The sequence below is a fragment of the Providencia sp. TYF-12 genome (genome assembly GCF_041344805.1).
Taxonomy (GTDB): domain Bacteria; phylum Pseudomonadota; class Gammaproteobacteria; order Enterobacterales; family Enterobacteriaceae; genus Providencia; species Providencia huashanensis.
Genome location: NZ_CP166833.1, coordinates 4,357,408 through 4,383,223, shown reverse-complemented (window position 1 = coordinate 4,383,223; position 25,816 = coordinate 4,357,408). Strand labels below are relative to the sequence as shown.

The window sequence follows — 25,816 nt, the reverse complement described above, 5'->3', positions numbered from 1 at the left end:
GAAACTACCGGATGACGCCTGAAAGCCTAAAAGAAAGTTGGCTGAATCGAGAAACTCAATTTTCTGCCTTTACCAATGGCCCCCTTTTAGATTTCTGGCAGCACCGTGAAGAATTTAATTTCCTTGGTGTTGATGATATCCCTATTCATTATGTCCGGTTTATTCATCCTACCCACCATAAAGCGGTCGTCATTTCACCTGGTCGAAGTGAAAGTTATGTGAAGTATCCTGAAGTAGCATATGATTTTTATCATTTAGGCTATGACGTATTTATTATAGATCATCGTGGTCAAGGGCGTTCAGGCCGTATGCTGACAGACCCTCAAAAAGGGCATGTTGAAAAGTTCACTGACTATATTGATGATTTTGAAAAATTTATCGAATTAGAGGTTAAGTATCGCCATTACCCAAAATGTTACGCATTGGCGCATTCTATGGGGAGCGCAATTCTTGCAGGGTATTTATTGCGCGATAGCCTCACCTTTGATGCTGCGACTCTGTGCGCACCGATGATTGGTATCAATCTGCCAATGCCTCGTTGGATGGCGAGTTTTATTGTTGATAGGGCAGAATCACGTGAGAGTGTGCGTAATGATTATGCGGCATCAACAGGTAAGTGGCAGCCTTTACCTTATTTAATCAATGTATTAACACACAGCTCAGAGCGTTATCGGCGTTATTTGCGTTACTATGCGGATTACCCCGAATTACGTTTAGGTGGGCCAACATACCACTGGTTGCGTGAGAGTTTTGCGATGGGCGATGAGCTAATTGCGAAAGCGGGGGACATTGATGTACCACTGATGGTGTTGGAAGCCAGCGAAGAAAAAGTGGTCAGCAATAAAGAGCTACAAGCTTTTTGCCAAAGTCGGCAAAAAGCGCAAATAGGAAGAGAAGAAAAATTACCTCTCGTCATTGAAGGGGCACACCATGAAATCCTATTTGAAGTGGATGCGTTAAGAGCTATGGCACTCAACGCTATCTGTGATTTTTTTGAGCAGTATTAGTTAGGGTTTGAATATGAAATATCCAGTAGTTGCCTCCGATTTAGATGGGACATTACTATCTCCCAATCATGACTTAACGTCTTATACCAAAGACACATTAAAACAGTTAGTTGAAACACAAGATATTCATTTTGTGTTTGCTACTGGGCGCCATCACGTGGACGTTGCACAAATCCGCGATGGCTTAGGCATCGATGCTTATATGATCACTTCAAATGGTGCTCGTATTCATAACACACAGGGTGACTTGATTTTTGAGCACAATGTTGATGCCCAAATCGCCCATGAGCTTTGCCTAATGGAATTTGATAACCCAGAGCTCGTCACTAACTATTATCATGGTGATGATTGGTTTATTAACCGAGAAAGCCCAGAGCAAAAAGAGTTTTTCAAAGAATCGGTGTTTAATTATCAACTGTTTGATCGACATAACTTTAAAACCTCAGAAGTTTGCAAAGTTTATTACACCAGTGAAGATCATGATCTATTAGTGGATTTGCAGCAGCGAATTCAGGATCGCTGGAAAGATAAAGTGAATGTCACATTTTCTTTGCGTAGCTGTCTTGAAGTTATGGCTGGGGCAGTTTCTAAAGGTGAGGCCTTGAAGCAAGTTGCTGGGTTACATGGCTATGCTACAAATGATTGTATCGCATTTGGTGATGGCATGAATGACAAAGAGATGCTTACCATGGCTGGAAAGGGTTGTATTATGCAAAATGCCCACCAGTTACTGAAGGATGCGTTACCGACGATGGAAGTGATCGGTTCAAATAGTGATGATGCTGTTGCTCGTTATTTAAGAAACAAATACTTAAGTAACGTATAGTGTTGAGGTAAGCCCTTCAGTAATAAGTTGGGTAAGTATGGTATTTACCCAACTTATTTATACTTAATTTAGAAAGCTAGCCTGTTGGGACTGAAATTCGGCGAAACGTGCTTTTTAAGTCAATTAGGTCATTTTTCCTATTTTTTCTCACAAAGAGAAAATTTACACTAGGGGTCTAGGTGTTTGGGTCGATATTAATGGATATAGCACTGTTGAGGGTTTCTTAGGATGAAAAAAATTGCGTTAGCATTGTTGGTGAGTTCTGTTTTTTATAGCTCAGTATTAATTGCAACACCGAGTACAGCTCCTACTGCTGCAACCACAGAGCAAGAACCCACGATAGAGCAGATTAAACAATTAGCGCAAAAAGGTGACCCTGAAGCTCAATTCCAACTTGGAGAACGTTATTTTAAAGGTAACGGGGTTTCTCAAGACTCGAAAGCCGCAGCGGATTGGTTTGTTCGGGCTGGGAACCAAGGGAATTCTGACGCACAGTTTAGGCTTGGCACCATGTTTGTGAATGGTTTTGGTGTTCGTCGTGACTATGATAAAGCGATGTTATGGTATGAGCAAGCGGCGGAAAATGGTGATACCCGCGCTGAAACCAATATGGCAATGATGTATGCCCAAGGCTTGGGTGTCCCACAAAATTTAGAAAAGGCCGCTTTTTGGTTTAGAAAAGCCGCTCAAGGCGGTAATGTTATTGCCCAATTCCATATTGCTCAGATGTATTCGATTGGCAGTGGTGTTGATTTAGATGATGAAAAAGCTGTCTTTTGGTTTAGAAAAGCCGCCAAACAAAAAGATGCCAAATCCCAAGACCGTTTAGGGGTGATGTATTCAGAAGGGCGTGGTGTTAAGAAAAACTTACAGCAAGCTTATGCATGGTTATCTACCGCAGTTTATAGTGGCAATGCGGAGAGCCGCCGTTTGCAAAGTAAAATTGAAGAGCAATTAGAGAGCGCAGACTTACAACAAGCGCAGAAACTGGCTGAAAGTTATATTAAATCCTACGGGAAAAAAGCCAGTTGATTGTTAGTTTGATGGGCCGGAGATAATTCTGGCCCCTGCCATTATAAGTAGTGACAATATCAGGTAGCTCCAACTCAACCGATAAAAGCGGTTATAACCCCACCCCCGTCGGATACTCAGCTGTACCTCTTTAGAAGAAAGCGTCGCCGTCATCATGCGAAATATCACAATGTAGACTAAGCAATAAGCTTGCCATAGGTAGAGTGTATTAAATGCGAAACTTTTACCAACGATTAATAAGATAATTAATGGGATCAAAAAGAATAAAATTGACCCAACTCGTTCAAGTTGGGCAATCCTCAACTTAATTAGCTCATCTTGATGCTGTGGCTCTAGCGACATAATCGGTTTACAACTCCCCAGATTTACGAGCAGGATTACGCCCAGAGAGGTTGTTAGTTGCACTCTGCAGTGAGTTATCGCGCACATCGACCCTCGCTTGGAATGGTGGGAATGGTAAGGTAATCCCTTGTTCAGCAAAGGAAACTAAAATATTTTGGTGGATCTCATGACGAGCCGGTAAGCGGTGCCCCATCTCAGCTGCATAGACACGTAACTCAAATATTTGAATCCCTTGCTGTAAATCAACCAAATACACTTCTGGCGCTGGGTTATCTAAGATCATCGTAGAGCGATTCGCTGCGCGTAAAATAGTGTTAGTCACTAACTCACTGTTGGCATCTGATGGTGCGGGGATGGTCATAACGATACGGGTGATAGTGTCAGAAAGTGACCAGTTAATAAATTGCTCGGTAATAAAAGCCTTGTTCGGCACAATAATTTCTTTTCTATCCCAATCTGTTAGGGTCGTTGCCCGGGTATTGATTTTGGTGATGCTACCCGTTAAGTTACGAATAGTCACGGTGTCCCCGATACGAATTGGTTTTTCAAATAAAATCATCAAACCAGAAATAATATTGGCAAAAATTTCTTGTAAACCGAAGCCAAGCCCAACCCCCATTGCCGCGATTAACCATTGAAGTTTTGACCAGTCAATCCCTAACATAGAGAAGCCGACAATGGTACCAATAAGGGTGATACCATACTTGGTTAGTGTACTGATAGCGTAGCCAGTACCTGGCGTTAAATCTAAATGCTGTAATACTGCAAGTTCCAATAAAGCTGGAAGGTTACGAACTAATTGAGCCGTTACAATAATCGTTAAAATGGCAATAAAGATAGAACCCATCGTGATAGGCTGAATAGTATCAACACCATTTACTGTGGAAGTCACATCCCATAAGCGAATATTTTCTAAGAAAGAAAATGCAGTGTGTAATTCTGACCACAGCCAAATAAGTGATACCAAGGCTATCATGGTTAAAATTGAGCGTACCAGCCCAACAGATTGGGTACTGATAGTATCAAGGTCAATGACCTGTTCTTCGATATCAATATTCCCTTCGCTACTGGCACTTGCTTGTTGGTTATCATCTTCACCTTTGGCTCGTTGTGCCAAAATCTCTGCACGGCGCTGCTTAGCACGCTCAAACGCAAGCTTACGGCGTTGCATCGACATCCATCGACGAATGGTGTGATATATAATGAGGATCACAAACCAAATTGCCACGGAGGTTTCTAAGCGGGCGAGTAGGGCTTGTGATGTTGAAAAATAGCCTAAAATAGAGAAAAATGCGGCAATGATGGGGGCGAGTAATATCATCCACCATAGTGCTTTATTAACAATATTTTCCCCAGACCCATGTCTATCTATATACAGCGGAATTTGTGAGCGACGTAGGTTATTAGTAATTAGGCTTAATGCGATACACAAAAAGATGAAGCAGAAACGGCCAATACTTGCCGCAAATTCCCTATCACTATAATGTTCAAAGGTAATAATGGCCATAACGAGAGGGACGATAACAAAAATAGCCATACGGTAATAACGCATCGCTCGTTTGACAGCGTCTTTATCCCAACCAAAGTGGGAAATAAATAACCCCGTTGGGCGAGAGAAGGTCTCACTGATCATAAACAGCCATAAAAGTGGTGTGGTTGCACTCACGCCAAAACCAATGGCAACGGCCATCGGATACTGCCATGCACTTTGTAACCCATAACCTATAGCGGACCACATCATTGGTAATGGCAGTGCCACAATAATCGACCAGAAAATAGTACGGATGGTTAAATAGAAGCGGTCTTGCGTCACTTTACCGATACGTAAACTGGAGCGATCAAGGAATGCTTGGTAATGTTTGCGAGTACTGATGCTAAAAATGACCAGTGCTATTGAACCTAAAAGATATAAAAAAGTATCTTGGGTTGTCACCATAACACTGAGTGCGCCAGCAAGCTGGGACAAGGTATCAAGTGACAGTAACTGGGTAATATCTGTGACTAGCAATACGGGATAACTGATGCTAATTGGCGGGACATCAGCTACCCAAAATAGGTAGCGGTTAGACGCATCTTTTACTTCTTTTAATGCATCTGTTAATTGCCCTGTCGCAACATTTAACTTTGTCAGTTCTAACATTTCAGCGTCAAGGCCTGAAATCAACGAGGTTAATAGCTCCCGACGTGTTTTGATTAAAGATTGATAAACCTGAATTTGGGCTGCATTTAGCTCATTAGCCGTTTCTTGTTCGCGGGTATCAATTTTAGTTAGTCTATCAAGGCTATCTTCGTAATTTAAGCGTTGGACTCGTAAATCAGCCATTTCACGGTCAAGTTGCTGGCTTTTAGGGATATCTGGCAAACGAGAAAGCTGTGTCCTCAATGCTTCCCCTAGAGTACTCGAACTACTGATCCATTGAGCTTGCTCGCGAATGGTTGTTAATGCTTGGCGAGCATCGCGAATACTGGTAGAGATTTCCGATTGGCTGGTGGTAATCGCACTCATACGTTGAGCTTGAGCCGTTAATTCTTGTGACATTTTACGGTTGACATCAAGCTGTTCTTTCAAAAAGGGCGTTAATTCACCTTGTTCAGCCAACATTTCTGTATGTTCTAAAGCTAAAATGGCTTTTTGTTGGCGTTGAGTATTTTGAAAGTCACGTAATTTTTGAAGCTCAAGCTCCATGCGTTGATAACGTTTTTTATATAACTCTAAAGTAATACGTGAAATTTCTTGGCGATTATTGGCGGACAACTGCGCCATTTCTAATTCATTAACGGCTGATTTGCGAGCACTTACTTCCGCTTGAGCTAAGGTATACTGGGCTTCAGCCAAAGGCGTTGATGGAGTACTAAGGGATTGAAAGCGTGATGTTGCTTCAGTGAGTATACGCCTTGCTTCAGAAAGTTGTTGTGGCAGTACATTTAATGACTCACTGATCTCTCGGCCTTTATCTTGCTCCTGTTGGGTTAGACGGCTTTGGTCCAGTAATTGGCTACTGAGTTGAATAATACGCTGGTCTAATTCCCCTAAACTAATCCCAACTGGGATAGGGGCAGGTTGATCACTTTCGTTAAGTAGCTTTTGTCTTAGCTCCTTAATAATATTAGGGAAATCATCAATAGCTTTTTGATAAGATTTTGCTTTAGCTTCAGAATCACGAGTTTCGTTTATCCAATTGAGTGCGCCTTGTAACGCTTGAGCTATTTCTGCATCTTTGGGGTTTTTACTCGAATCAAGTTGTTTGAGCTCCTGCTTAATCTGTGCTTCATCCTGCGCCGCCGTAGGCGCCGCAACGGAAGAAAAAACGATTAACAGACTAACAAAAAAACTGATAATCAAACGCACAGTAAGGAGCTCCTTTAAGGAATGAGTGATTTACTTAACTTCAGTTGGTTCTTCTGCTACTTGATCTGCTACAGTTTCAGCGAGTAATTCACCCATACGTGTAGCATAACCAGGGATCAGCGATGGGTTAAAACTGATTTTATTGGCTTCAAATAAGTTAACCACCGTTGAACCAAGTTTAAAAAGCCCCATTTCTTCGCCTTTTCTCAGGAAAATAGCACCTTCAGAACCTAATTCAGGGTAAACCCAACGCTTGATTACACCTTCACGAGTCGCATTCACACAGCCGCTCCAGACTGTATCTATACTACCTACGATGGTTGCACCAACAAGAATTTGCACCATTAAACCAACTGGAGTGTCAAAAACGCAAATCAAGCGCTCATTACGCGCAAACAGATTCGGGACGTTTTGTGCCGTCAGTGGGTTCACAGAAAATAGGTCACCAGGGACATAAATCATTTCTTTGAGCAAACCATCACATGGCATGTGGACACGATGGTAATCACTTGGCGATAGATAAGTCGTAATAAATTGGCCACCGCGGAAATGCTCAGCTAATTGATATTGCCCAGCGAGTAATGCTTCAACGGTGTAATTGTGGCCTTTTGCTTGAAAAATAATGCCATCATTAATTGAACCAAGTTGACTCACCGCACCGTCTGCGGGCTGGGCAAGTTGATTATCTTTTTCAACGATTGGGCGTGCATCTTCTTTTAGCAGACGGATAAAAAACTCATTAAAGGTAGAATAAGCGGTCAATTCACTTTTTTGGGCTTCATTCATATCCACTTTATAGGCTTTTACAAACAGCTTAATTGCCCATTGTGTCAGAAACCCTGCATTTCGGCTCGCAAACCAGCCTGCGAATTCAGTAAGGCATTGTTTTGGAAGCATATATTGCAAGCGAATTTTAAATTTATCTAGCACGTTAACCTCTGGTTTTTAAAGGTATGTTAGCAAAAGGGCGGCTATTGTACACAGTTTACTCGCCATATTTCAAACGGTAGTAGGGGGTACCTAAGTGACAGGGAAATACATGTCTTTGGGGTTACCCAATTTTACTGCCGAACACTACTTAGAACTATTTAGAGCCGTAAACAACAAGGTTGTAAGCGCTCACTAACTTCACTTGTCTTTCGCTGTAAAGTTACCGCGGGGTTTGACCTGTTCCATACTCTCTAAGATGCGATGGTAGTTTTCAAAGCGTGATTCGGCAATTTTCCCTGTATCTACGGCTTCACGCAGCAAGCAACCAGGATCATCCAAATGTTTGCAATCACGGAATTTACAACCACCAAGGTATTCTTTAAATTCGACAAATCCTTTCGTCACTTGTTCCGTGGTTAAATGCCACAAACCAAATTCACGAACTCCGGGGGAGTCAATCACATCACCACCTAGCGGAAAATGATACAAACGCGCTGTTGTCGTTGTGTGCTGGCCTAACCCAGAGTTGTCTGAAACGTCATTAACGAGAATCGCCTCTTCATTATGCGGAAGTAACGTATTTAGTAAACTAGATTTACCGACACCGGATTGCCCTACAAATACCGACATTTTACCTGCTAGTATGTTAGTAAGTGCTTCCATTCCTTCATTAGTATGGCTAGAGACCTCGAGAACTTGGTAGCCAATATCACGATAAATAGTCATTAAATCGCTTACCCATTCGCGATTCTCTGTATCGAGTAAATCGACTTTGTTTAACACGATAATGGGTTGAATTCCGATAGTTTCACAAGCCACAAGATAGCGATCGATAATATTGAGAGACAGTTCAGGTAAAATCGCTGAAACCACCACGATTTGGTCAATATTTGCAGCGATTGGCTTTAAACCATCATAATAATCTGGACGAGTTAATACTGAGTGGCGGTCATGCACAGCTTCAACGATACCATTAACTTTAATGTCACTTTGTGTGTTTAAGGCAGGGCGCCATACCACTTTATCCCCAGTCACCAGAGATGAAATGGTCCTACGCAAGTTGCAGCGTTGTATTGTGCCGTCGAGAGCCTCAATATCTGCATGTTGCCCAAACCGGCTGATGACTAGGCCTTCTTGCGCTTCGCCTAATTGGCTATCATCAATCTCAACTGTTTTTTGCTTTTTAAGCCTTTTTTGATGATTTTCCTGAACGCGGCGCTGTTGGCCTTTGGAAAGTTTCTGTTTAGCCACCTGTCCTCTCTTCGCTATTGGTAGTCGTTTAGAATATCAATTATACAGTAAGTTGTTAGTAGAGCTTGCTAAGGCAATACCTGTCACTTAAGGCATGAACAGTGCTATCATACCTTAACTTCATAGAATGCAGTTAGGGTATATCATGCAAAAGAATGAGAATAATTTAATTTGGATCGATTTAGAAATGACTGGTCTCGACCCCGTTCGTGATCGCATTATTGAAATTGCCACTATTGTAACAGATAGTCATCTTAATATTTTAGCAGAAGGCCCCGTAATTGCAGTACATCAGACTGATGAGCAACTTGCGTTAATGGACGAATGGAACGTGAATACTCACACCAACAGTGGGTTAGTTGAGCGCGTACGTAAAAGTACAGTGAGTGAGCGTGAAGCGGAGTTAGCCACTATTGAGTTTTTAGAAAAATGGGTTCCTCAGGGGGCATCCCCAATTTGTGGCAATAGTGTTGGGCAAGATAGGCGTTTTCTGTTCAACTATATGCCTGAATTAGAACGCTATTTTCACTATCGTTACCTTGACGTTAGTACGCTAAAAGAGCTTGCTCGCCGTTGGAAACCTGAGATTTTAGCGGGTTTCACTAAGAAAAATACTCACCAAGCCCTTGATGATATTCGTGAATCAGTCGCTGAGCTAGCTTATTATCGAGAGACATTTATTAAAGGATGAAAAGGTTTATAAATCTGCGGTCAATAGGCTGGTATAAGTATTATTGTTGAGTAAGTTACCAATGTTAATGTATTGAAATCAGATTTTTACAACGTTTGTTGATAAAATCACCATTGTGACTATTTTGTCGGCAAACGAATAAAAAAATTAAAAATTTGGGTCTAGGGGCTTGCTAGAATCTGAATTTTTCGTATAATGCGCTCCCCGTACCGATGAAGTTTTTGTAGTTAAGTCGGCACGTGGAATACCTAGAAATGGTGATGCGGGAATAGCTCAGTTGGTAGAGCACGACCTTGCCAAGGTCGGGGTCGCGAGTTCGAGTCTCGTTTCCCGCTCCAAATTTTCTTGGTGTTTTAGCTAAAGCACTATTTTCGTGATGCGGGAATAGCTCAGTTGGTAGAGCACGACCTTGCCAAGGTCGGGGTCGCGAGTTCGAGTCTCGTTTCCCGCTCCAAACTTTCTTAGTGTTTTAGTGATAGCAATACCCACCAAATGCGGGAATAGCTCAGTTGGTAGAGCACGACCTTGCCAAGGTCGGGGTCGCGAGTTCGAGTCTCGTTTCCCGCTCCAATATTTTCTTATCGTATTATTTTCTCTTATTACTCTTTCGTATTATTTACTCACACTTAAATCTAAGTGAAATCACGTATCGTTATAAATTCTGACGATCGACTGCTTTTTGGTACATATAATTTCTACAAGCTAGGATCGACGCGGCTTAAACGATCTTTTCCAGATCTTATTCCGATTTTTACTTGCATTCATCATCCGGTCGCCATAGAATAGCCACCCCTTGCTAATAGGGTGTTCTATTTGGTGTTTTATTTAAAAGTGGTTAGGTTAGCCTATTAGACAAAAAATTATTTTTTACCGGGTTTTACTCTTTTTTCATGGTAACTTGGTCTTTTAGTCACTTTATATCGATTAATCAACGTAAAATCAGTTTTTTTCTCTTATTACCTCATTGAAAAGTTATCCACAGCCTCGCCAATCTTAATGGGCGATTATTGTCGTTTGAAATAACTTATTGCACAGAGTTATCCACAGGATGATAGGTTGTTTTTGTTTACATTATCAAGATATGACTTGTTAATTACTCTTTCGTAACCCATTGATTTTTAGTGGTGGGATATATTTTTCTAAAATGTGTTGAGCACGACTTGCAAATTCTTTACCTATTGGTAGCTAAGCCTTTTTTTATTTTATTCACATCTGTTTGACAATTCTTTTTTTTGAATATATAGCCGCGCTTTTTTTAGGCGTCTCTAGGCAAACCTTTAGTAATGGCGCGTACAAGACGCTTTTGTTGTGAAGTTTGAATTGTTACTTGATTTTCGTTGCGTCGATTGAGCTGCTGTTGGATTGCCCAGTGGAAGTGTTCATCCAGCATCCCGTTGATCCCTAAACGGTTTTGTAAGGCAAGTACAATGTTATCTTGGTAGGGGGCATTACCTAATGCTACGCTAATATTGCGTAACCATTTGATATAACCAATTCTGCGGATCGCCGATCCTTCTGTCAACGTTAAAAATTTATCTTCTGTCCATGAAAAAAGCTCAAGAAGTTCAGGGGTATGCAACGCTCGTCTCGGGCTGAAATCTTCTTCATCGGTAAGCTGTGAAAAACGGTTCCATGGGCAAATCAATTGGCAGTCATCACAACCATAGATGCGATTTCCCATTAATGGCCTAAATTCTTCAGGAATAGCGCTATCTAACTCGATAGTAAGGTAAGAAATGCAACGCCTTGCATCTACGGTATAAGGTTCGACAATCGCGCCAGTGGGGCAGGTCGTCATACAAGCCACACAGCGGCCGCAACCCTCTTCGATAGGTTGATCAATAGGCACTGGTAAGTTAATCAATAACTCGCCTAGAAAAAACCAAGACCCTGCCTCACGATTTAATACGAGAGAATGTTTCCCTGTCCAGCCTAAGCCTGCTTTAACGGCAAGGGGACGCTCTAAGATAGGTGCTGAATCGACAAAAGGCCTAAAGTTAAGGTCGCCAACATGGATACCATTTGCTAGCATCATCCCATCAAATTCGCGACAATAGGCTAAAATACGGTCAGAAAGTACTTTTAAACGTTTTTTCAATAGCTTATGATAGTCACGGCCAAGAGCATAACGGCTAATATAGCCTAGCTCAGGGTTATTCAGTGTACTGGCAAATGCGGCTTTGGCTGGAAGGTAGTTCATGCGTACACTGATGACGCGTAATGTGCCGGGGTGTAATTCATGAGGTCTAGCACGCATCATACCGTGGCGGTTCATCCATTCCATTTCTCCATGGTATTGTTTGTCTAACCATGCTTGCAGCTTGGGTTCTTCTTCAGATAGATCTGTATCGCAGATCCCCACCTGTTGGAAGCCCGCTTCAATGCCCCATTGTTTGATATTCTGGGCCAGAAGATTGAGATCGAGGTATGTCGCCATAGATCCTATTATGGTAAAGGTTAAAACGGCAGGCACTCTATCATGTCCTGTGTTTTTCATCAAAATACAGGAAAAAAATGCCTCAATAATTTAGAACTATTATAGGATATTTCTGATCTCATCATTCAAGTCATGTTAATTAAGAAAAATGGCCCGGCTTGGGTTAAGATAAGCAGTAATAATGATATTAATTGTTATATCTGTTATCCATTATTGCGCGATGAACAATAATGCAAAAGATCTTAGGCCTAAACAGGCTAGATAGTTCACTAATGACGTAATCAAAGAACAATATGAAAGAACGTACAATACAACTTGCCAACGAAGAGCAAACTGTTGCGCTAGGTTGCACTATCGCTAAAGCTTGCCAGCAAAATACCGTGATCCACTTGTTTGGAGATCTTGGGGCAGGGAAAACAACCTTCAGCCGTGGTTTCTTGCAGGCTCTTGGTCATCAAGGTCATGTAAAAAGCCCAACTTATACATTGGTTGAGCCATATGAATTAGCGGGTCGTCAGGTTTTTCACTTTGACCTTTATCGCTTAGCCGATCCCGAAGAACTTGAATTCATGGGTATCCGTGATTATTTTTCTGAAAATTCGATCTGTTTGGTTGAATGGCCGCAGCAAGGTAAAGGTTTTTTGCCTGAAGCGGATCTTGAGCTCCATCTAACCTATCAAGGTGAAGGGCGTCAGGCTCACTTTATTGCTTTGTCTGCAAATGGGGAGTCGTTGTTAGAAGCATTATCCCTACTTTAAGGAAGCTATTGCTCATGTTGAATGCATCAATACATAAAATAACAAAAAAGGGTTTTTTTACTGTTTTCTTCCTGTTTATGTTATCGATAGTGTGGTTGTTTGTTGCGAAAGCACAGGCAGCGACGTTGTCTAATATTCAAGTCAGTAATAGCCCATCACAGGCAGAAGTGACCCTAAGCTTTACCGATGGTAAGCCTGATTACTCGTATTTTCCATTGCATTCGCCTGAGCGCCTTGTTATTGATCTAAAACAACGGGGCGAGATCATTGGGCTCCCCCTTAAAGTCCCCGCGGGTGATTTAGTTAAATTGGTGCGCTCGAGCCAACCGTCAGATAATCAACATAAAAGGGTCGTCTTGGAGTTGTCTCGGGCTGCAAAAACTAAAGTGCAACTTAAGCAAGTTTCTGGCCAATACCAATTAATATTTACCATTTATACCGGTAATTCAGCAAATTCAGCATCACTAAATCGGACGAGTAGTGCAGCGGCTCCAGTGGCAAATAGTGCGTCGGATAAACCATTAAAAATGAATAAGCCAGCCCCTGTTGCAACACCTGTTCCCGTTAATAATAAGCAACTGCCAAAAGGCTCTAAACAAGTTGTAATTGCGATTGATGCAGGGCACGGAGGAAAGGACCCCGGGGCAATTGGTAAAAATGGTTACAGAGAGAAAGATGTTACGCTCAGTGTTGCACGCAAGTTATATCAGCGCCTTGAGGCGGACCCAATGTTCAAGCCCGCAATGACGCGTGATGGCGACTACTTTATTTCAGTCAGCGGTCGCTCTGAGGTTGCACGTAAAAAAAGCGCTAACATGTTAGTGTCTATACATGCCGATTCTGCGCCGAATAGCCGTGCTCGTGGGGCTTCTGTATGGGTATTATCTAACCGGCGTGCAAACAGTGAATTAGGTAGCTGGTTAGAGCAACGTGAGAAACAATCGGAACTATTAGGTGGGGCAGGTGATGCGCTTAGTGGTGCTGATCCTTACTTAAGCCAAGCGGTTTTAGACCTGCAATTTGGTCATTCCCAACGAGTTGGTTATGATGTTGCGGTTAAAGTTATCGAACAACTACGGAAAGTTGGCAATATTCATAAAAAAACACCAGAACATGCAAGCCTTGGTGTACTTCGCTCCCCTGACATTCCATCAATTTTAGTTGAGACAGGGTTTATCAGTAATACAGCTGAAGAGCAATTGTTGAAATCCAATGAATATCAAGACAAAGTTGCTGAAGCTATTCATTTAGGGTTACGCCAATATTTCCTTGCGAATCCAATACAAGCGGCACCACGCTAAGGGGTTTTGGGTCATGGCAATACACATTCTCTCTCCTCAACTCGCAAACCAAATTGCCGCAGGTGAAGTGGTTGAAAGGCCTGCCTCAGTAGTGAAAGAGCTTGTTGAGAATAGCCTTGATGCTGGGGCTACACGGGTTGATATCGATATTGAACGTGGGGGAGAGAAACTGATCCGCATCCGTGATAATGGCAGTGGGATTAGCAAAGATGAGCTGATCCTCGCTTTAGCACGTCATGCAACCAGTAAAATCGCAACGTTAGATGACCTTGAAGCGATTATGAGTATGGGGTTCAGAGGGGAGGCTCTTGCTAGTATTAGCTCGGTTTCACGTTTGACCTTAACATCAAAACCAGCAGATCAAACAGAAGCATGGCAGTCTTACGCTGAAGGTCGGGATATGGAAGTGTTAGTTAAGCCCGCGGCCCACCCAAATGGCACAACCGTTGAGGTGTTAGATTTATTCTATAACACGCCAGCACGGCGCAAATTTATGCGTACAGAAAAAACGGAATTTGGCCATATCGATGAAATTGTTCGTCGTATTGCGTTATCTCGCCCTGATGTTGCTATTAACCTGACGCACAATGGCAAATTGGTGAAGCAATATCGTGCTGCCCATGATGAAACTCAACAAGAAAGGCGGCTTGGTACCATCTGTGGTACCGCTTTTATGCAAGGCGCATTGAGCTTATCTTGGGAACATAGTGACCTTGCTATTAAAGGCTGGGTGGTTTCACCATCGAATATGCCAGTTAGTGAAGCACAATATTGTTATGTAAACGGCAGAATGATGCGTGACCGGCTGATTAATCATGCAATACGTCAAGCTTATGAAGGGCACTTAGAAGAAAACCAGCAGCCTGCCTATGTCCTTTATTTGACCATTGACCCGAAACAGGTTGATGTTAATGTGCATCCGGCAAAACATGAAGTGCGTTTCCATCAGGCTCGCTTAGTCCATGATTTTATTTATCAGGCTGTTCGTACTGTACTACTAGAAGCAGCATCAATTGGTGAATTGCCTGGTATTGAACCTGCAAATGCAGAATTTGAAAACCGTACCTCAGCAGGGGATAATTATTTTTCTTCTGTATCTTCTTCAACGAAGCCTGCTGAAACTGAACATGACGCTCGGGAGCCACTGAAACCGTCGTACGGAAAGGAGAGCAGGGAAAAGCAAGTTGCAGAGCCTTTGCTATCACAGCCAAAAGCGACATATTCAGGGGCCATAAAGACAGAATCAAAAAACCTCGCACCGGCCTACGACAAAAAAGCAGGTAGCCTTTACCAAAGCTTAATGTCGATCCCTGTTGCCCCTGAAGATAAAAAAACGCTATTTCCAGAAAGGCAAACTATAGATAACCCGCAAGTTACGTCACAATCTGTAGCAAAAAATGCGGATGACTACCTTTTTGGCAAAGTATTGACAATTTACGCAAAAAACTTTGCATTAATTGAGTCTTCATTAGGGTTAATCCTGCTATCCTTAACGGAAGCTAATTATTTATTGAAACTTGCGCAATTGTCACCTGCGGAAGGTGGTTTAAAGCCTCAACCATTGTTAATCCCTCTAAAATTGTCACTTAAAAGTGATGAAATAGAGGTTTTACAGCGGTACAAGGAACAATTGACAATATTTGGTATCGAAGCCACGATATTTCATGGAAAAGTAACAATTCATACGGTATCGTTACCACTAAGAACACAAAATTTATCACAGCTTTTTTCTGACTTGCTCGGTTTTTTATCGACAAAAGAAAGCGTAACCGATGAAGATATCGCACAATGGCTCGCTAAAGCGATTTCACAGGTGAAACCAGATGAAAGCTGGAGTTTAGCTCAGGCTGTCCAGTTGCTGGCTGATGTTGAGCGGGTTTGTCCGCAGTGGGTGAGAAATCCTCCATCAACATTATTACAATTAATTAATTTACAATCCGTGGTAGCTACACTAACAAATGAGTGATTTAGTAACTCAGAAAAAACCTGATGCAATATTCTTAATGGGTCCAACGGCCTCAGGTAAAACCGCTTTAGCGATAGAACTTCGCAAGCATCTGCCTGTGGAAATAATTAGTGTCGATTCGGCATTAATTTACCGTGGAATGGATATTGGTACAGCAAAACCAACGGCAGAAGAACTCAGCCAAGCTCCCCACCGTTTGATTGATATTCTCGATCCAGCTCTCCCGTATAGTGCTGCCGACTTTCGCCGTGACGCATTAAATGTAATGGGGGAAATTACAGCACAAGGTAAAATCCCATTATTAGTAGGCGGTACGATGCTGTATTTCAAAGCATTGTTGGAAGGGCTTTCACCATTACCTTCTGCAGATCCTGCTGTCCGCTCAGAAATCGAACAAATTGCACAAAAACAAGGGTGGGATGAAATTCACCGTCGTTTGGCTGAGGTGGACCCGGTTGCGGCAGCAAGGATCCACCCTAATGATCCACAAAGATTATCCCGTGCTTTAGAGGTATATCTCATTTCGGGACAAACTTTGACTGAAATGACACAAACAGCCGGTGAAGAATTGCCTTATAATGTGTTTCAGTTTGCTATTGCGCCACAAGATCGTAAAATTTTACATGAGCGTATAGAACAACGTTTTCATCAGATGATAAACGCGGGCTTTGAAGATGAAGTGCGAGCGCTTTATCAACGAGGTGACTTACATGTCGATCTCCCTTCAATTCGTTGTGTGGGGTACCGGCAAATGTGGTCATACTTAGATGGCGAAATTAGCCATGATGAAATGATTTATCGGGGGGTCTGTGCAACTCGCCAATTGGCAAAACGCCAGATTACCTGGTTAAGAGGCTGGGAACATATTCACTGGTTAGATAGTGAACAACCTCAGCAAGCGCTTGACACAGTTATGCAGGTTGTATGTGCATAGGACTGATGTTTGTGTACAATTAGAACGTTAAGCGCAATTTTTGAGTAGTTAATTTTGGAATCTTAAAGATTCTCTTTTAAAAACAACAAAATAAGGAAAACATAGAATGGCTAAGGGGCAATCTTTGCAAGATCCGTTCCTGAACGCATTACGTCGTGAAAGGGTTCCGGTCTCTATTTATCTCGTTAATGGCATCAAATTGCAGGGGCAAATTGAATCTTTTGACCAATTTGTCATTTTATTAAAAAACACAGTTAGTCAGATGGTTTATAAACATGCTATCTCTACTGTTGTCCCTGCTCGCCCTGTCTCCCACCATAGCGGTACTGGTGGCAGCACTGGTACTGGTAATGGTAATGGTAATTACCATTCAGGTGCTCCGGCAGCGCAAGATGGCGAAGTAACTGAGTAAGTTTGTACGCTAAAAGACAAGGAAAGCATGGGTAGGGAGACTATACCTATGTTTTTCCTTTGCAATTATTGTTTAGCCTAAGAGGTTACACCTTGTTTGATAGGTATGAAGGCGGTGAACTAGCGGTATTAGTCCATGTCTTTTTTTCTCAAGAAAAAGACGTTGATAATCTGGCAGAATTCGAGTCACTTGTGACATCTGCTGGGGTAAAGCCAGTACAAATAGTTACGGGCAGTCGTAAAGCTCCTCATCCAAAGTTTTTTGTTGGTGAAGGAAAAGCAGAAGAAATAGCCCAAGCCGTTGAGGAAAGTGGTGCAGATGTGGTGTTGTTTAATCATACTCTAAGCCCTGCTCAAGAACGTAATCTCGAAAGGATTTGCCAATGTAAGGTGGTTGACCGTACAGGGGTAATTTTAGATATTTTTGCTCAACGCGCACGCACGCACGAAGGTAAACTTCAAGTTGAATTGGCTCAATTACGGCATTTATCGACTCGTTTAGTGAGAGGATGGACGCATCTTGAGCGACAAAAAGGCGGGATTGGCTTACGTGGTCCCGGTGAAACTCAACTTGAGACAGACCGGCGGTTATTACGGGACAAAATCAAACAAATTTTATCTCGTCTTAGCCGGGTGGAAAAACAGCGTGAACAAGGGCGTCAAGCGAGAAGCAAGGCGGATATTCCAACTATATCCCTTGTGGGTTATACCAACGCAGGTAAATCCAGCCTGTTTAACCGTATGACGGCCGCGGATGTTTATGCTGCTGATCAGCTATTTGCAACACTTGACCCAACGCTTCGCCGTATTGATGTAGAAGATGTTGGCGCCGTGGTTCTTGCAGATACTGTGGGTTTTATCCGTCATTTACCACATGATTTGGTTGCGGCATTTAAAGCAACCCTGCAAGAAACACGTGAAGCAACGTTATTGCTGCACGTTATCGATGCAGCAGATAATCGTTTGGATGAAAATATCCATGCGGTTGAAAGCGTGTTGGAAGAAATAGAAGCGGATGAAATACCCGTACTTTTAGTGATGAACAAAGTGGATATGCTGGAAGATTTTATCCCGCGTATCGACAGAGATGAGGATAACAAACCTGTTCGTGTCTGGGTTTCAGCACAAACGGGTGATGGTATCCCGTTGCTGTTACAAGCATTGACGGAACGTCTTTCAGGTGAGATCGCACATGTTGAATTGCGTTTACCACCTAATGAAGGTCGTTTGCGAAGCCGTTTTTATCAACTCCAATCTATCGAACGTGAGTGGTTGGAAGAGGACGGCTCAATCGGCCTTGAGGTGCGTATGCCAATGGTGGATTGGCGACGTCTATGCAAACAAGAGCAGCAATTACCTGACTACGTTATATAATTGTATAGTTAGGCAATGGAATTGATATTAAGAGCCCTATCGCTCTTAGCCCTGAAAATCAATCATAAAGAATGGAGCTAAAACATGGCGTGGAATCAGCCCGGTAATGACGGACAAGACCGCGATCCGTGGGGAAGCGGCAATAAAGGCGGCAACTCTGGCGGGAACAAAGGTGGTCGGAAACGTGGGGCTTATGATCTCGACGATCTCTTTCGTAAACTAGGCAGTAAGCTTGGTGGAAATAAAGGCAGCGGTGGCGGTGATGGTGATAACAAACAATCATCACCAATTAGTGGCCGTTTAGGTATGTTAGCTCTTGCTGCCATCGTTGTTGTATGGGCCGGCTCAGGTTTCTACACCATTAAAGAAAGTGACCGTGGTGTAGTTTTACGTTTTGGTGAATATAGTGGCATTGTTGGGCCTGGTTTGAACTGGAAACCTACGTTTATTGATAGGGTTATACCTGTTAACGTAGAAACTGTTCGTGAACAAGCTACAAATGGCATGATGTTAACATCAGATGAAAACGTGATCCGCGTTGAAATGAACGTTCAGTATCGTGTTACCGACCCAGCACAATATTTATTTAGTGTAACGAACCCAGACAACAGTTTACGTCAGGCGTTAGATAGCGCAGTGCGTGGTGTTATTGGTCAGTCTGCGATGGAGCAAGTACTGACTACGAATCGTGCTTTTATCCGTGATGTCACACAAAAAGAGCTCGAAGCAACAATCGCACCATACAAAATGGGTATCACATTACTCGATGTCAACTTCCAAGCCGCGCGTCCACCAGAGGATGTTAAAGCAGCCTTTGATGACGTAATTGCAGCAAGGGAAGAAGAACAAAAAACAATTCGTGAAGCTCATGCTTATCGAAATGAAGTTCTTCCATTGGCAAAAGGTAATGCTCAAAAGCTGATTGAAGAAGCAGAAGCTTATAAAGCGAGTGTGGTCTTCAAAGCAGAGGGTGAGGTGGCAAGCTTTGCCAAAATGTTACCTGAATATCGTGCTGCGCCAGAGATAACTCGTGAGCGTCTCTATATTGATACGATGGAACGAGTTCTGAGCAATACACGTAAAATCATCGCGAATGATAAGAGCAACAGCATGCTAGTTCTGCCGCTTGATCAAATTATGCGTAATGGTAATGCAGCACAAGCACCAAAAGTGGCTCCATCAGCAAGAATGACGACACCAAGTAATAATTCGTCATCTTCAGGCGCAACTTCTACGCAGCCAAATAACGCTGTCCGTGGTGATGCAGTTAGAGTAGGGAGACAATAATCATGCGTAAATCGCTAATTGTTATCGTTATTGCCATTTTGGCAGTTGCATACGCATCTATCTTTATTGTGCCTCAAACGGATCGCGGTATTGTTTTGCGTTTTGGTAAGGTTCTGCGTGACTCTGAAAACAAGCCGATCATTTATGAGCCGGGTCTACATTTTAAAGTGCCATTTATTGAAACGGTTAAAATGTTAGACGCACGTATTCAGACGCTGGAAATTCAAGCTGACCGTTATTTGACGAGTGAAAACAAAGATTTAATGGTGGATTCATACCTGAAATGGCGCGTTACTGATTTCAGCCGTTACTATGTAGCGACGGGTGGCGGTAACCCATATCAAGCAGAAACACTATTAAAACGTAAGTTTAGTGACCGTTTACGTTCTGAGTTTGGTCGTTTAAGCGTTAAAGATATCATTACAGACTCTCGTGGTCGTTTAACTATTGATGTCCGTGATGCACTGAATAAAGGTTCTGCTACAGACGAAGCAACGAAAGATGCGGATGCAGCGATTGCTGATGCAGCAAAACGTGTAGAAGAAGAAACTAACCTGAAGCCACTGGTTGTTAATGCAAATAGTATGGCTGCATTAGGTATTGAAGTCGTTGACGTACGTATTAAACGTATTGAACTGCCAAATGAAGTTTCTGAAGCTATCTATGCTCGTATGCGTGCAGAGCGTGAAGCGGTAGCTCGTCAGCATCGTTCACAAGGCCAGGAAGAAGCGACTAAAATTCGTGCAGTTGCAGATAAAACTGTAACTGAAACCCTAGCAGAAGCTGAACGTACTGCTCTGACTTATCGAGGTGAAGGCGATGCAATGGCAACGAAACTGTTTGCTGATGCATTCAACCAAGACCCAGAGTTCTATGCATTTATTCGTAGCTTGCGTGCTTATGAGCAAAGCTTCAAGAGTGGTGAAGACGTGATGGTAATGAGTCCTGATACCGATTTCTTCCGCTTTATGAAAGCACCTACTAAGCTTCGCGCGACAGATTAATAAATAAGCTAAGTTGCGTGCAACCTAGCAAAATAACTGTTAAGCTATTAAAGAAAAGCCCGCTTCGGTGGGCTTTTTTTCGCCTGTCGTTTTAAGTGTAGGATTTTTCAGGGAAAATTTAAGCTGCTCAACTGATGATATTCACTTTGAGTTTACGGCAGAAATAAAAATACCATTTTACTTGCTTTCCAGAAAAAAATTTTTGTAATGCCAAAATATCACTGGAACAGTTCATTTTTGATGGTAGAATTCATTTTTAAGCAACCGAGTGTATTTCAAAATGGGTAAGAACGTTGTCGTACTGGGCACCCAATGGGGTGACGAAGGGAAGGGCAAGATCGTTGACTTGCTGACAGAGCGTGCTAAATATGTAGTTCGCTATCAGGGCGGCCATAATGCTGGCCATACTCTTGTTGTAAACGGTGAAAAAACCGTTCTCCACTTAATTCCATCCGGTATTCTTCGTGAAAATGTCATCAGTATTATTGCTAATGGTGTAGTTCTAGCGCCAGATGCATTAATGAAAGAAATGAAAGAATTGGAAGACCGCGGTGTTCCTGTTCGAGAACGCTTACGTCTTTCTGAAGCCTGCCCACTGATCCTGCCTTATCATATTGCATTAGATAATGCGCGCGAAAAAGCACGCGGTTCTAAAGCGATCGGTACAACGGGTCGTGGTATTGGTCCTGCTTATGAAGATAAAGTTGCACGTCGCGGTTTACGTGTTGGTGATTTGTTTGATAAAGCAACGTTTGCAGAAAAATTAAAAGAAATCGTTGAATATCATAATTTCCAACTGGTTCATTACTATAAAGAACCTGCTGTTGATTACCAGAAAACGTTAGATGATATTATGGCTGTTGCTGACATCTTGACTGGCATGGTAATTGATGTTTCTGATCTGCTCTATAAAGCCAATCAGAAGAATGAATTAGTGATGTTTGAAGGTGCGCAAGGTACATTACTGGATATCGACCACGGTACTTACCCTTATGTGACGTCTTCAAATACAACGGCTGGTGGTGTTGCGACAGGTTCAGGCTTAGGTCCGCGCTATGTTAACTACGTACTGGGTATCATTAAAGCTTACTCTACACGTGTTGGTGCTGGTCCATTCCCAACTGAACTATTTGATGAAGTGGGTGACTTCCTGCGTGAGAAAGGCCAAGAATTTGGTGCGACTACAGGTCGTAAACGTCGTACAGGTTGGTTAGATATCGTTGCTATTAACCGTGCGGTACAGATCAACTCATTGTCAGGCTTCTGCATGACTAAACTGGACGTGTTAGACGGTTTAGAAGAAGTTAAACTTTGTGTCGGTTACCGTCGTCCAGATGGCCAAATACTTGAAACTACGCCTTTGGCGGCAGACGAGTGGGATGGTTTAGAGCCAGTTTATGAATCAATGCCGGGTTGGAAAGAAACAACTTTTGGTGTGAAACAAAGAGAATTACTGCCACAAGCTGCTTTGAATTACATTAAACGTGTTGAAGACTTAACCGGTATTCCAGTTGATATTATTTCAACCGGTCCAGATCGTTCAGAAACAATGATCTTACGTGACCCATTTGACGTTGAGTAATAACACTGACAGCGCCTAATACAGGCGCTGTTTTTTTACTGCCTTATCCACATTTCCTGCCTTGTGATGTATCTTCTTTGATAAAGCATTCCAAATTTCACATAATATCCGCATAATGATTGATAAAATTGAATCTTCTGTATGTATTTTGTGCAATTAAGTGCATATTTGATTTGGGTAATACGCTAAACTGTATTTAAGTCTATATAATTTACTTACGTGCTCTATTTTATGCAGAAAGTAACGTTTCTGGGAGTAAAATAGAAAATATGCATTTTAAGCTAAGTCACATTTTTTAAGCCAAAAGCTTTTTTAGACTAATCGCTTTGTGGCCAAATGCGTTAAAGCCAAAATTTTGAGGTGATTGTGCAACTAACGAGTTTTACAGACTATGGATTACGAGCTCTGATTTATCTGGCTTCTCTCGGTGAGGGGAAGATGACCAGTATTACAGAGGTCACCGAAGTTTATGGTGTATCTCGTAACCATATGGTGAAAATTATTAATCAACTCAGTCACCTAGGTTATATAAAAGCCACCCGAGGTAAAAATGGCGGGATTACACTTGGGCAACCAGCTGAATCTATTCGTATAGGGGATGTGGTTAGGGCATTAGAACCCCTAACACTTGTTAATTGTAGTGGTGAATTTTGCCACATAACACCTGCGTGTCGTTTGAAAGGTGTATTACACCAAGCAATACAGCAGTTTTTACAAGAACTTGATCAATATACGCTGGCGGACATGGTAAAAGATAACAGCCCGCTCTATCAATTACTGCTTGATTAATATTCGCAGTAGTTATGAATTCTGATGACAACGGAGGTAACGATGTCACAAGATCCTTTTCAGGAAAGAGAAGCAGAAAAATACGAGTCACCAATTCCAAGTCGAGAATATATTCTTGACCTTATCTCTAAACGTACAGCTCCTGCCAAACGCGAAGAAATCGCACAATTATTGAACTTATCAACTGAAGATGAACTAGAAGCTTTACGTCGCCGGTTAAGAGCGATGGAGCGTGATGGTCAACTGGTCTTTACACGCCGCCAGTGCTATGCGTTGCCAGAACGCCTAGATTTATTAAAAGGAAAGGTAATCGGCCACCGTGATGGTTATGGCTTCTTACGCGTTGATGGTAAAAAAGAAGACTATTATTTGTCTCAAGATGAAATGAAACGCGCTTTGCATGGCGATATCATTTTGGCTCAACCTTATGGGCAAGATCGCAAAGGGCGCACGGAAGTCCGTGTTGTCCGCGTGTTAGAACCCCGTAATAACCAAATTGTTGGCCGTTATTTTATTGAGTCAGGCATGGGGTTTGTTGTACCTGATGATAGCCGCCTTAGCTTTGATATTTTGGTCCCTAAAGACAAAATTAATGGCGCTCGTATGGGGAATGTTGTAGTTGTTGAGTTAGTCACTCGTCCACAACGCCGTTCTCAAGCTGTCGGTAATATTATTGAAGTACTGGGTGAAACGATGGGAACCGGAATGGCGGTTGAAATCGCATTACGCACCCATGAAATTCCACATTCTTGGCCACCTCAAGTTGAAAAACAAGTTGCTGACCTCAGTGAGCATGTCCCTGAGTCAGCCAAAAAAGGGCGCGTTGATTTACGCGACTTGCCTTTAGTGACAATTGATGGTGAAGATGCCCGCGACTTTGATGATGCCGTTTATTGTGCACCGAAGAAAGGCGGAGGTTGGCGCTTATGGGTCGCAATTGCGGATGTTAGTTACTATGTTCGTCCGCAGACAGCTCTAGACACCGAAGCGCGTAGCCGCGGTAATTCGGTATACTTCCCATCTCAAGTAGTCCCTATGCTGCCTGAGGTGCTATCAAATGGTCTGTGCTCATTAAACCCAGGTGTTGACCGCTTGTGTATGGTGTGCGAAATGACGGTGTCTGCATCAGGAAAACTGTCTTCATACAAATTTTATGAAGCTGTTATGAGCTCTCATGCAAGGTTAACTTATACAAAAGTATGGAAAATCTTAGAAGGTGATGAAGAGCTACGTGAACACTATAAAGCACTTGTGCCACATATTGAGCATTTGCACCAACTATATAAAGCATTAGATTCCGCACGTATTGAGCGTGGTGCGATTTCTTTTGAATCTGAAGAAGCGAAATTTATTTTTAATGCTGAACGCCGCATTGAAAGTATCGAGCCGGTTGAGCGTAATGATGCACACAAATTGATTGAAGAGTGCATGATTTTAGCTAATATTGCGGCAGCTCGGTTTGTTGAGAAAAACGAAGAGCCCGCGTTATATCGCGTGCATGATCGCCCTAAAGAAGAGAGCGTGATGAATTTACGCTCTGTTTTCAGTGAATTAGGTTTAACTTTACCCGGCGGAATGAAACCTGAGCCAAAAGACTATGCTCAGGTCATGAATGAAGTGGCAGAGCGCCCTGATCATGAATTGCTGCAAACTATGATCCTGCGTTCAATGAAACAAGCTATTTATGACCCAGAAAATCGCGGTCACTTTGGTTTAGGTTTAAAATCGTACGCCCACTTTACGTCGCCAATACGCCGATACCCGGATTTAACATTACACCGTGGTATCAAGTATTTGCTGGCTAAAGAGCATGGTCATTCGGATAAACGTTGGACTGAAACGGGTGGCTGGCATTCTGATATGGACAGTATGCTACAATTAGGTGAGCATTGTTCGATGACTGAGCGCCGTGCTGATGAAGCAACTCGTGACGTCGCAGACTGGCTGAAATGTGACTTTATGCAGGATCAAGTTGGTCAAGTTTTCACAGGGTTAATTACCAGTGTGACCGGTTTTGGTTTCTTTGTTCGTCTGAATGATTTATTTATTGATGGCTTAGTGCATATTTCTACCTTGGATAACGATTACTATCGTTACGATGCTATTGGTCAACGTTTAATTGGTGAGTCATCGGGTACGACCTATCGTCTTGGTGATGAAGTGGAAATCCGTGTTGAAGCCGTGCACATGGATGAGCGTACAATTGATTTTGCTTTGATTTCAACAACTCGCAAGGCTAAAAACCCTGGTAAAACGACTCGGGACAGAATGAAGAAAGATGTCAAAAATGCGACGCGTTCAACCCGTAAAAAAGGGGATGCAAGCAAAGAGAAAAACTTCGAGCCTGATTCTGCATTCCGTCGTTCTGAGAAAAAAGCCAAAAAAGGTGATGCTAAGCCAGATGTGAAAGGTAAAGGAAAGAGTAAAAAACCTTCCGATAAAACCAAGAAAATTACGGCTAAATTAAAAGCAAAACGTGTTGCAAAGAAAATACCAAAACAAGATGGATAGGTCTTTCTTAGCTGTAATACTTTGTTAATTAACG

At 42.4% G+C, this 25,816-nt stretch carries 20 protein-coding genes and 3 tRNA genes; 18 read left to right on the top strand and 5 right to left on the bottom strand.

The window, feature by feature from the left end; translation table 11 throughout:
• Positions 1-11 precede the first annotated feature (11 nt).
• The 3 genes from pldB (at position 12) to ABE954_RS20485 (ending at position 2,865) form a co-directional block, all read left to right on the top strand.
• Positions 12-1,007 carry a lysophospholipase L2 gene (gene pldB, locus ABE954_RS20495; protein WP_042845831.1) on the top strand — a complete coding sequence of 332 codons (996 nt, stop codon included), beginning with the start codon at positions 12-14 and terminating at the stop codon, positions 1,005-1,007.
• 13 nt (positions 1,008-1,020) lie between these two features.
• Positions 1,021-1,833, top strand: coding sequence for a sugar/pyridoxal phosphate phosphatase YigL (gene yigL, locus ABE954_RS20490; RefSeq protein WP_042845830.1), 813 nt, complete (start codon positions 1,021-1,023; stop codon positions 1,831-1,833).
• Positions 1,834-2,061: 228 nt separating this feature from the next.
• The gene (locus tag ABE954_RS20485) at positions 2,062-2,865 is read left to right on the top strand and encodes a tetratricopeptide repeat protein (protein WP_129466647.1); all 804 of its coding nucleotides are present in this window, start codon (positions 2,062-2,064) and stop codon (positions 2,863-2,865) included.
• A gap of 3 nt (positions 2,866-2,868) precedes the next feature.
• Here ABE954_RS20485 and ABE954_RS20480 read toward each other — a convergent pair whose 3' ends face one another.
• The 4 genes from ABE954_RS20480 to rsgA all read right to left on the bottom strand — a co-directional run bounded on the left by ABE954_RS20480 (position 2,869) and on the right by rsgA (position 8,737).
• Complete coding sequence (locus tag ABE954_RS20480; protein WP_048605800.1) at positions 2,869-3,207, bottom strand: hypothetical protein; 339 nt, start codon at positions 3,205-3,207, stop codon at positions 2,869-2,871.
• A gap of 7 nt (positions 3,208-3,214) precedes the next feature.
• Positions 3,215-6,556, bottom strand: coding sequence for a miniconductance mechanosensitive channel MscM (mscM, locus tag ABE954_RS20475; protein WP_042845826.1), 3,342 nt, complete (start codon positions 6,554-6,556; stop codon positions 3,215-3,217).
• A gap of 30 nt (positions 6,557-6,586) precedes the next feature.
• Entirely contained in the window at positions 6,587-7,486 is a 900-nt protein-coding gene (asd, locus tag ABE954_RS20470; RefSeq protein ID WP_129466646.1) for an archaetidylserine decarboxylase, read from the bottom strand.
• Positions 7,487-7,684: 198 nt separating this feature from the next.
• Positions 7,685-8,737, bottom strand: a complete 1,053-nt coding sequence (gene rsgA / locus ABE954_RS20465; protein WP_042845824.1) for a small ribosomal subunit biogenesis GTPase RsgA — start codon at positions 8,735-8,737, stop codon at positions 7,685-7,687.
• Positions 8,738-8,882: 145 nt separating this feature from the next.
• Here rsgA and orn point away from each other — a divergent pair, with 145 nt between their 5' ends.
• The 4 genes from orn to ABE954_RS20445 all read left to right on the top strand — a co-directional run bounded on the left by orn (position 8,883) and on the right by ABE954_RS20445 (position 9,998).
• Entirely contained in the window at positions 8,883-9,428 is a 546-nt protein-coding gene (gene orn / locus ABE954_RS20460) for an oligoribonuclease (protein WP_042845823.1), read from the top strand.
• 262 nt (positions 9,429-9,690) lie between these two features.
• Positions 9,691-9,766, top strand: a tRNA-Gly gene (locus ABE954_RS20455).
• A gap of 40 nt (positions 9,767-9,806) precedes the next feature.
• Positions 9,807-9,882, top strand: a tRNA-Gly gene (locus ABE954_RS20450).
• A 40-nt stretch (positions 9,883-9,922) separates the two neighbouring features.
• Positions 9,923-9,998 (top strand) — tRNA-Gly (locus tag ABE954_RS20445).
• Positions 9,999-10,683: 685 nt separating this feature from the next.
• On the opposite strand, the gene queG is transcribed toward ABE954_RS20445, so the two are convergent.
• Complete coding sequence (queG, locus tag ABE954_RS20440) at positions 10,684-11,865, bottom strand: tRNA epoxyqueuosine(34) reductase QueG (protein ID WP_166696440.1); 1,182 nt, start codon at positions 11,863-11,865, stop codon at positions 10,684-10,686.
• 293 nt (positions 11,866-12,158) lie between these two features.
• Here queG and tsaE point away from each other — a divergent pair, with 293 nt between their 5' ends.
• The 11 genes from tsaE to rnr all read left to right on the top strand — a co-directional run bounded on the left by tsaE (position 12,159) and on the right by rnr (position 25,782).
• Positions 12,159-12,623 carry a tRNA (adenosine(37)-N6)-threonylcarbamoyltransferase complex ATPase subunit type 1 TsaE gene (tsaE, locus tag ABE954_RS20435; protein ID WP_042845821.1) on the top strand — a complete coding sequence of 155 codons (465 nt, stop codon included), beginning with the start codon at positions 12,159-12,161 and terminating at the stop codon, positions 12,621-12,623.
• Positions 12,624-12,637: 14 nt separating this feature from the next.
• The gene (amiB, locus tag ABE954_RS20430) at positions 12,638-13,924 is read left to right on the top strand and encodes an N-acetylmuramoyl-L-alanine amidase AmiB (RefSeq protein WP_042845820.1); all 1,287 of its coding nucleotides are present in this window, start codon (positions 12,638-12,640) and stop codon (positions 13,922-13,924) included.
• A 13-nt stretch (positions 13,925-13,937) separates the two neighbouring features.
• Positions 13,938-15,890 carry a DNA mismatch repair endonuclease MutL gene (mutL, locus tag ABE954_RS20425; RefSeq protein ID WP_187549494.1) on the top strand — a complete coding sequence of 651 codons (1,953 nt, stop codon included), beginning with the start codon at positions 13,938-13,940 and terminating at the stop codon, positions 15,888-15,890.
• Positions 15,883-16,824 carry a tRNA (adenosine(37)-N6)-dimethylallyltransferase MiaA gene (miaA, locus tag ABE954_RS20420; RefSeq protein WP_048605805.1) on the top strand — a complete coding sequence of 314 codons (942 nt, stop codon included), beginning with the start codon at positions 15,883-15,885 and terminating at the stop codon, positions 16,822-16,824. The genes mutL and miaA overlap by 8 nt, the downstream gene beginning before the upstream one ends.
• A gap of 106 nt (positions 16,825-16,930) precedes the next feature.
• A complete protein-coding gene (gene hfq / locus ABE954_RS20415) occupies positions 16,931-17,236 on the top strand; it encodes an RNA chaperone Hfq (protein WP_371025677.1) in 306 nt (101 codons plus the stop codon).
• A 92-nt stretch (positions 17,237-17,328) separates the two neighbouring features.
• A complete protein-coding gene (gene hflX / locus ABE954_RS20410) occupies positions 17,329-18,609 on the top strand; it encodes a ribosome rescue GTPase HflX (protein WP_042845815.1) in 1,281 nt (426 codons plus the stop codon).
• Positions 18,610-18,693: 84 nt separating this feature from the next.
• On the top strand, positions 18,694-19,896 hold the full coding sequence (hflK, locus tag ABE954_RS20405; protein WP_042845813.1) for an FtsH protease activity modulator HflK: 1,203 nt from the start codon (positions 18,694-18,696) through the stop codon (positions 19,894-19,896).
• Positions 19,897-19,898: 2 nt separating this feature from the next.
• On the top strand, positions 19,899-20,900 hold the full coding sequence (hflC, locus tag ABE954_RS20400; RefSeq protein WP_042845811.1) for a protease modulator HflC: 1,002 nt from the start codon (positions 19,899-19,901) through the stop codon (positions 20,898-20,900).
• Between the two features lie 280 nt (positions 20,901-21,180).
• Positions 21,181-22,482 carry an adenylosuccinate synthase gene (locus ABE954_RS20395; RefSeq protein ID WP_042845810.1) on the top strand — a complete coding sequence of 434 codons (1,302 nt, stop codon included), beginning with the start codon at positions 21,181-21,183 and terminating at the stop codon, positions 22,480-22,482.
• 366 nt (positions 22,483-22,848) lie between these two features.
• On the top strand, positions 22,849-23,271 hold the full coding sequence (gene nsrR, locus ABE954_RS20390) for a nitric oxide-sensing transcriptional repressor NsrR (RefSeq protein ID WP_004907407.1): 423 nt from the start codon (positions 22,849-22,851) through the stop codon (positions 23,269-23,271).
• Between the two features lie 42 nt (positions 23,272-23,313).
• Positions 23,314-25,782, top strand: coding sequence for a ribonuclease R (gene rnr / locus ABE954_RS20385; protein WP_042845806.1), 2,469 nt, complete (start codon positions 23,314-23,316; stop codon positions 25,780-25,782).
• Positions 25,783-25,816 lie beyond the last annotated feature (34 nt).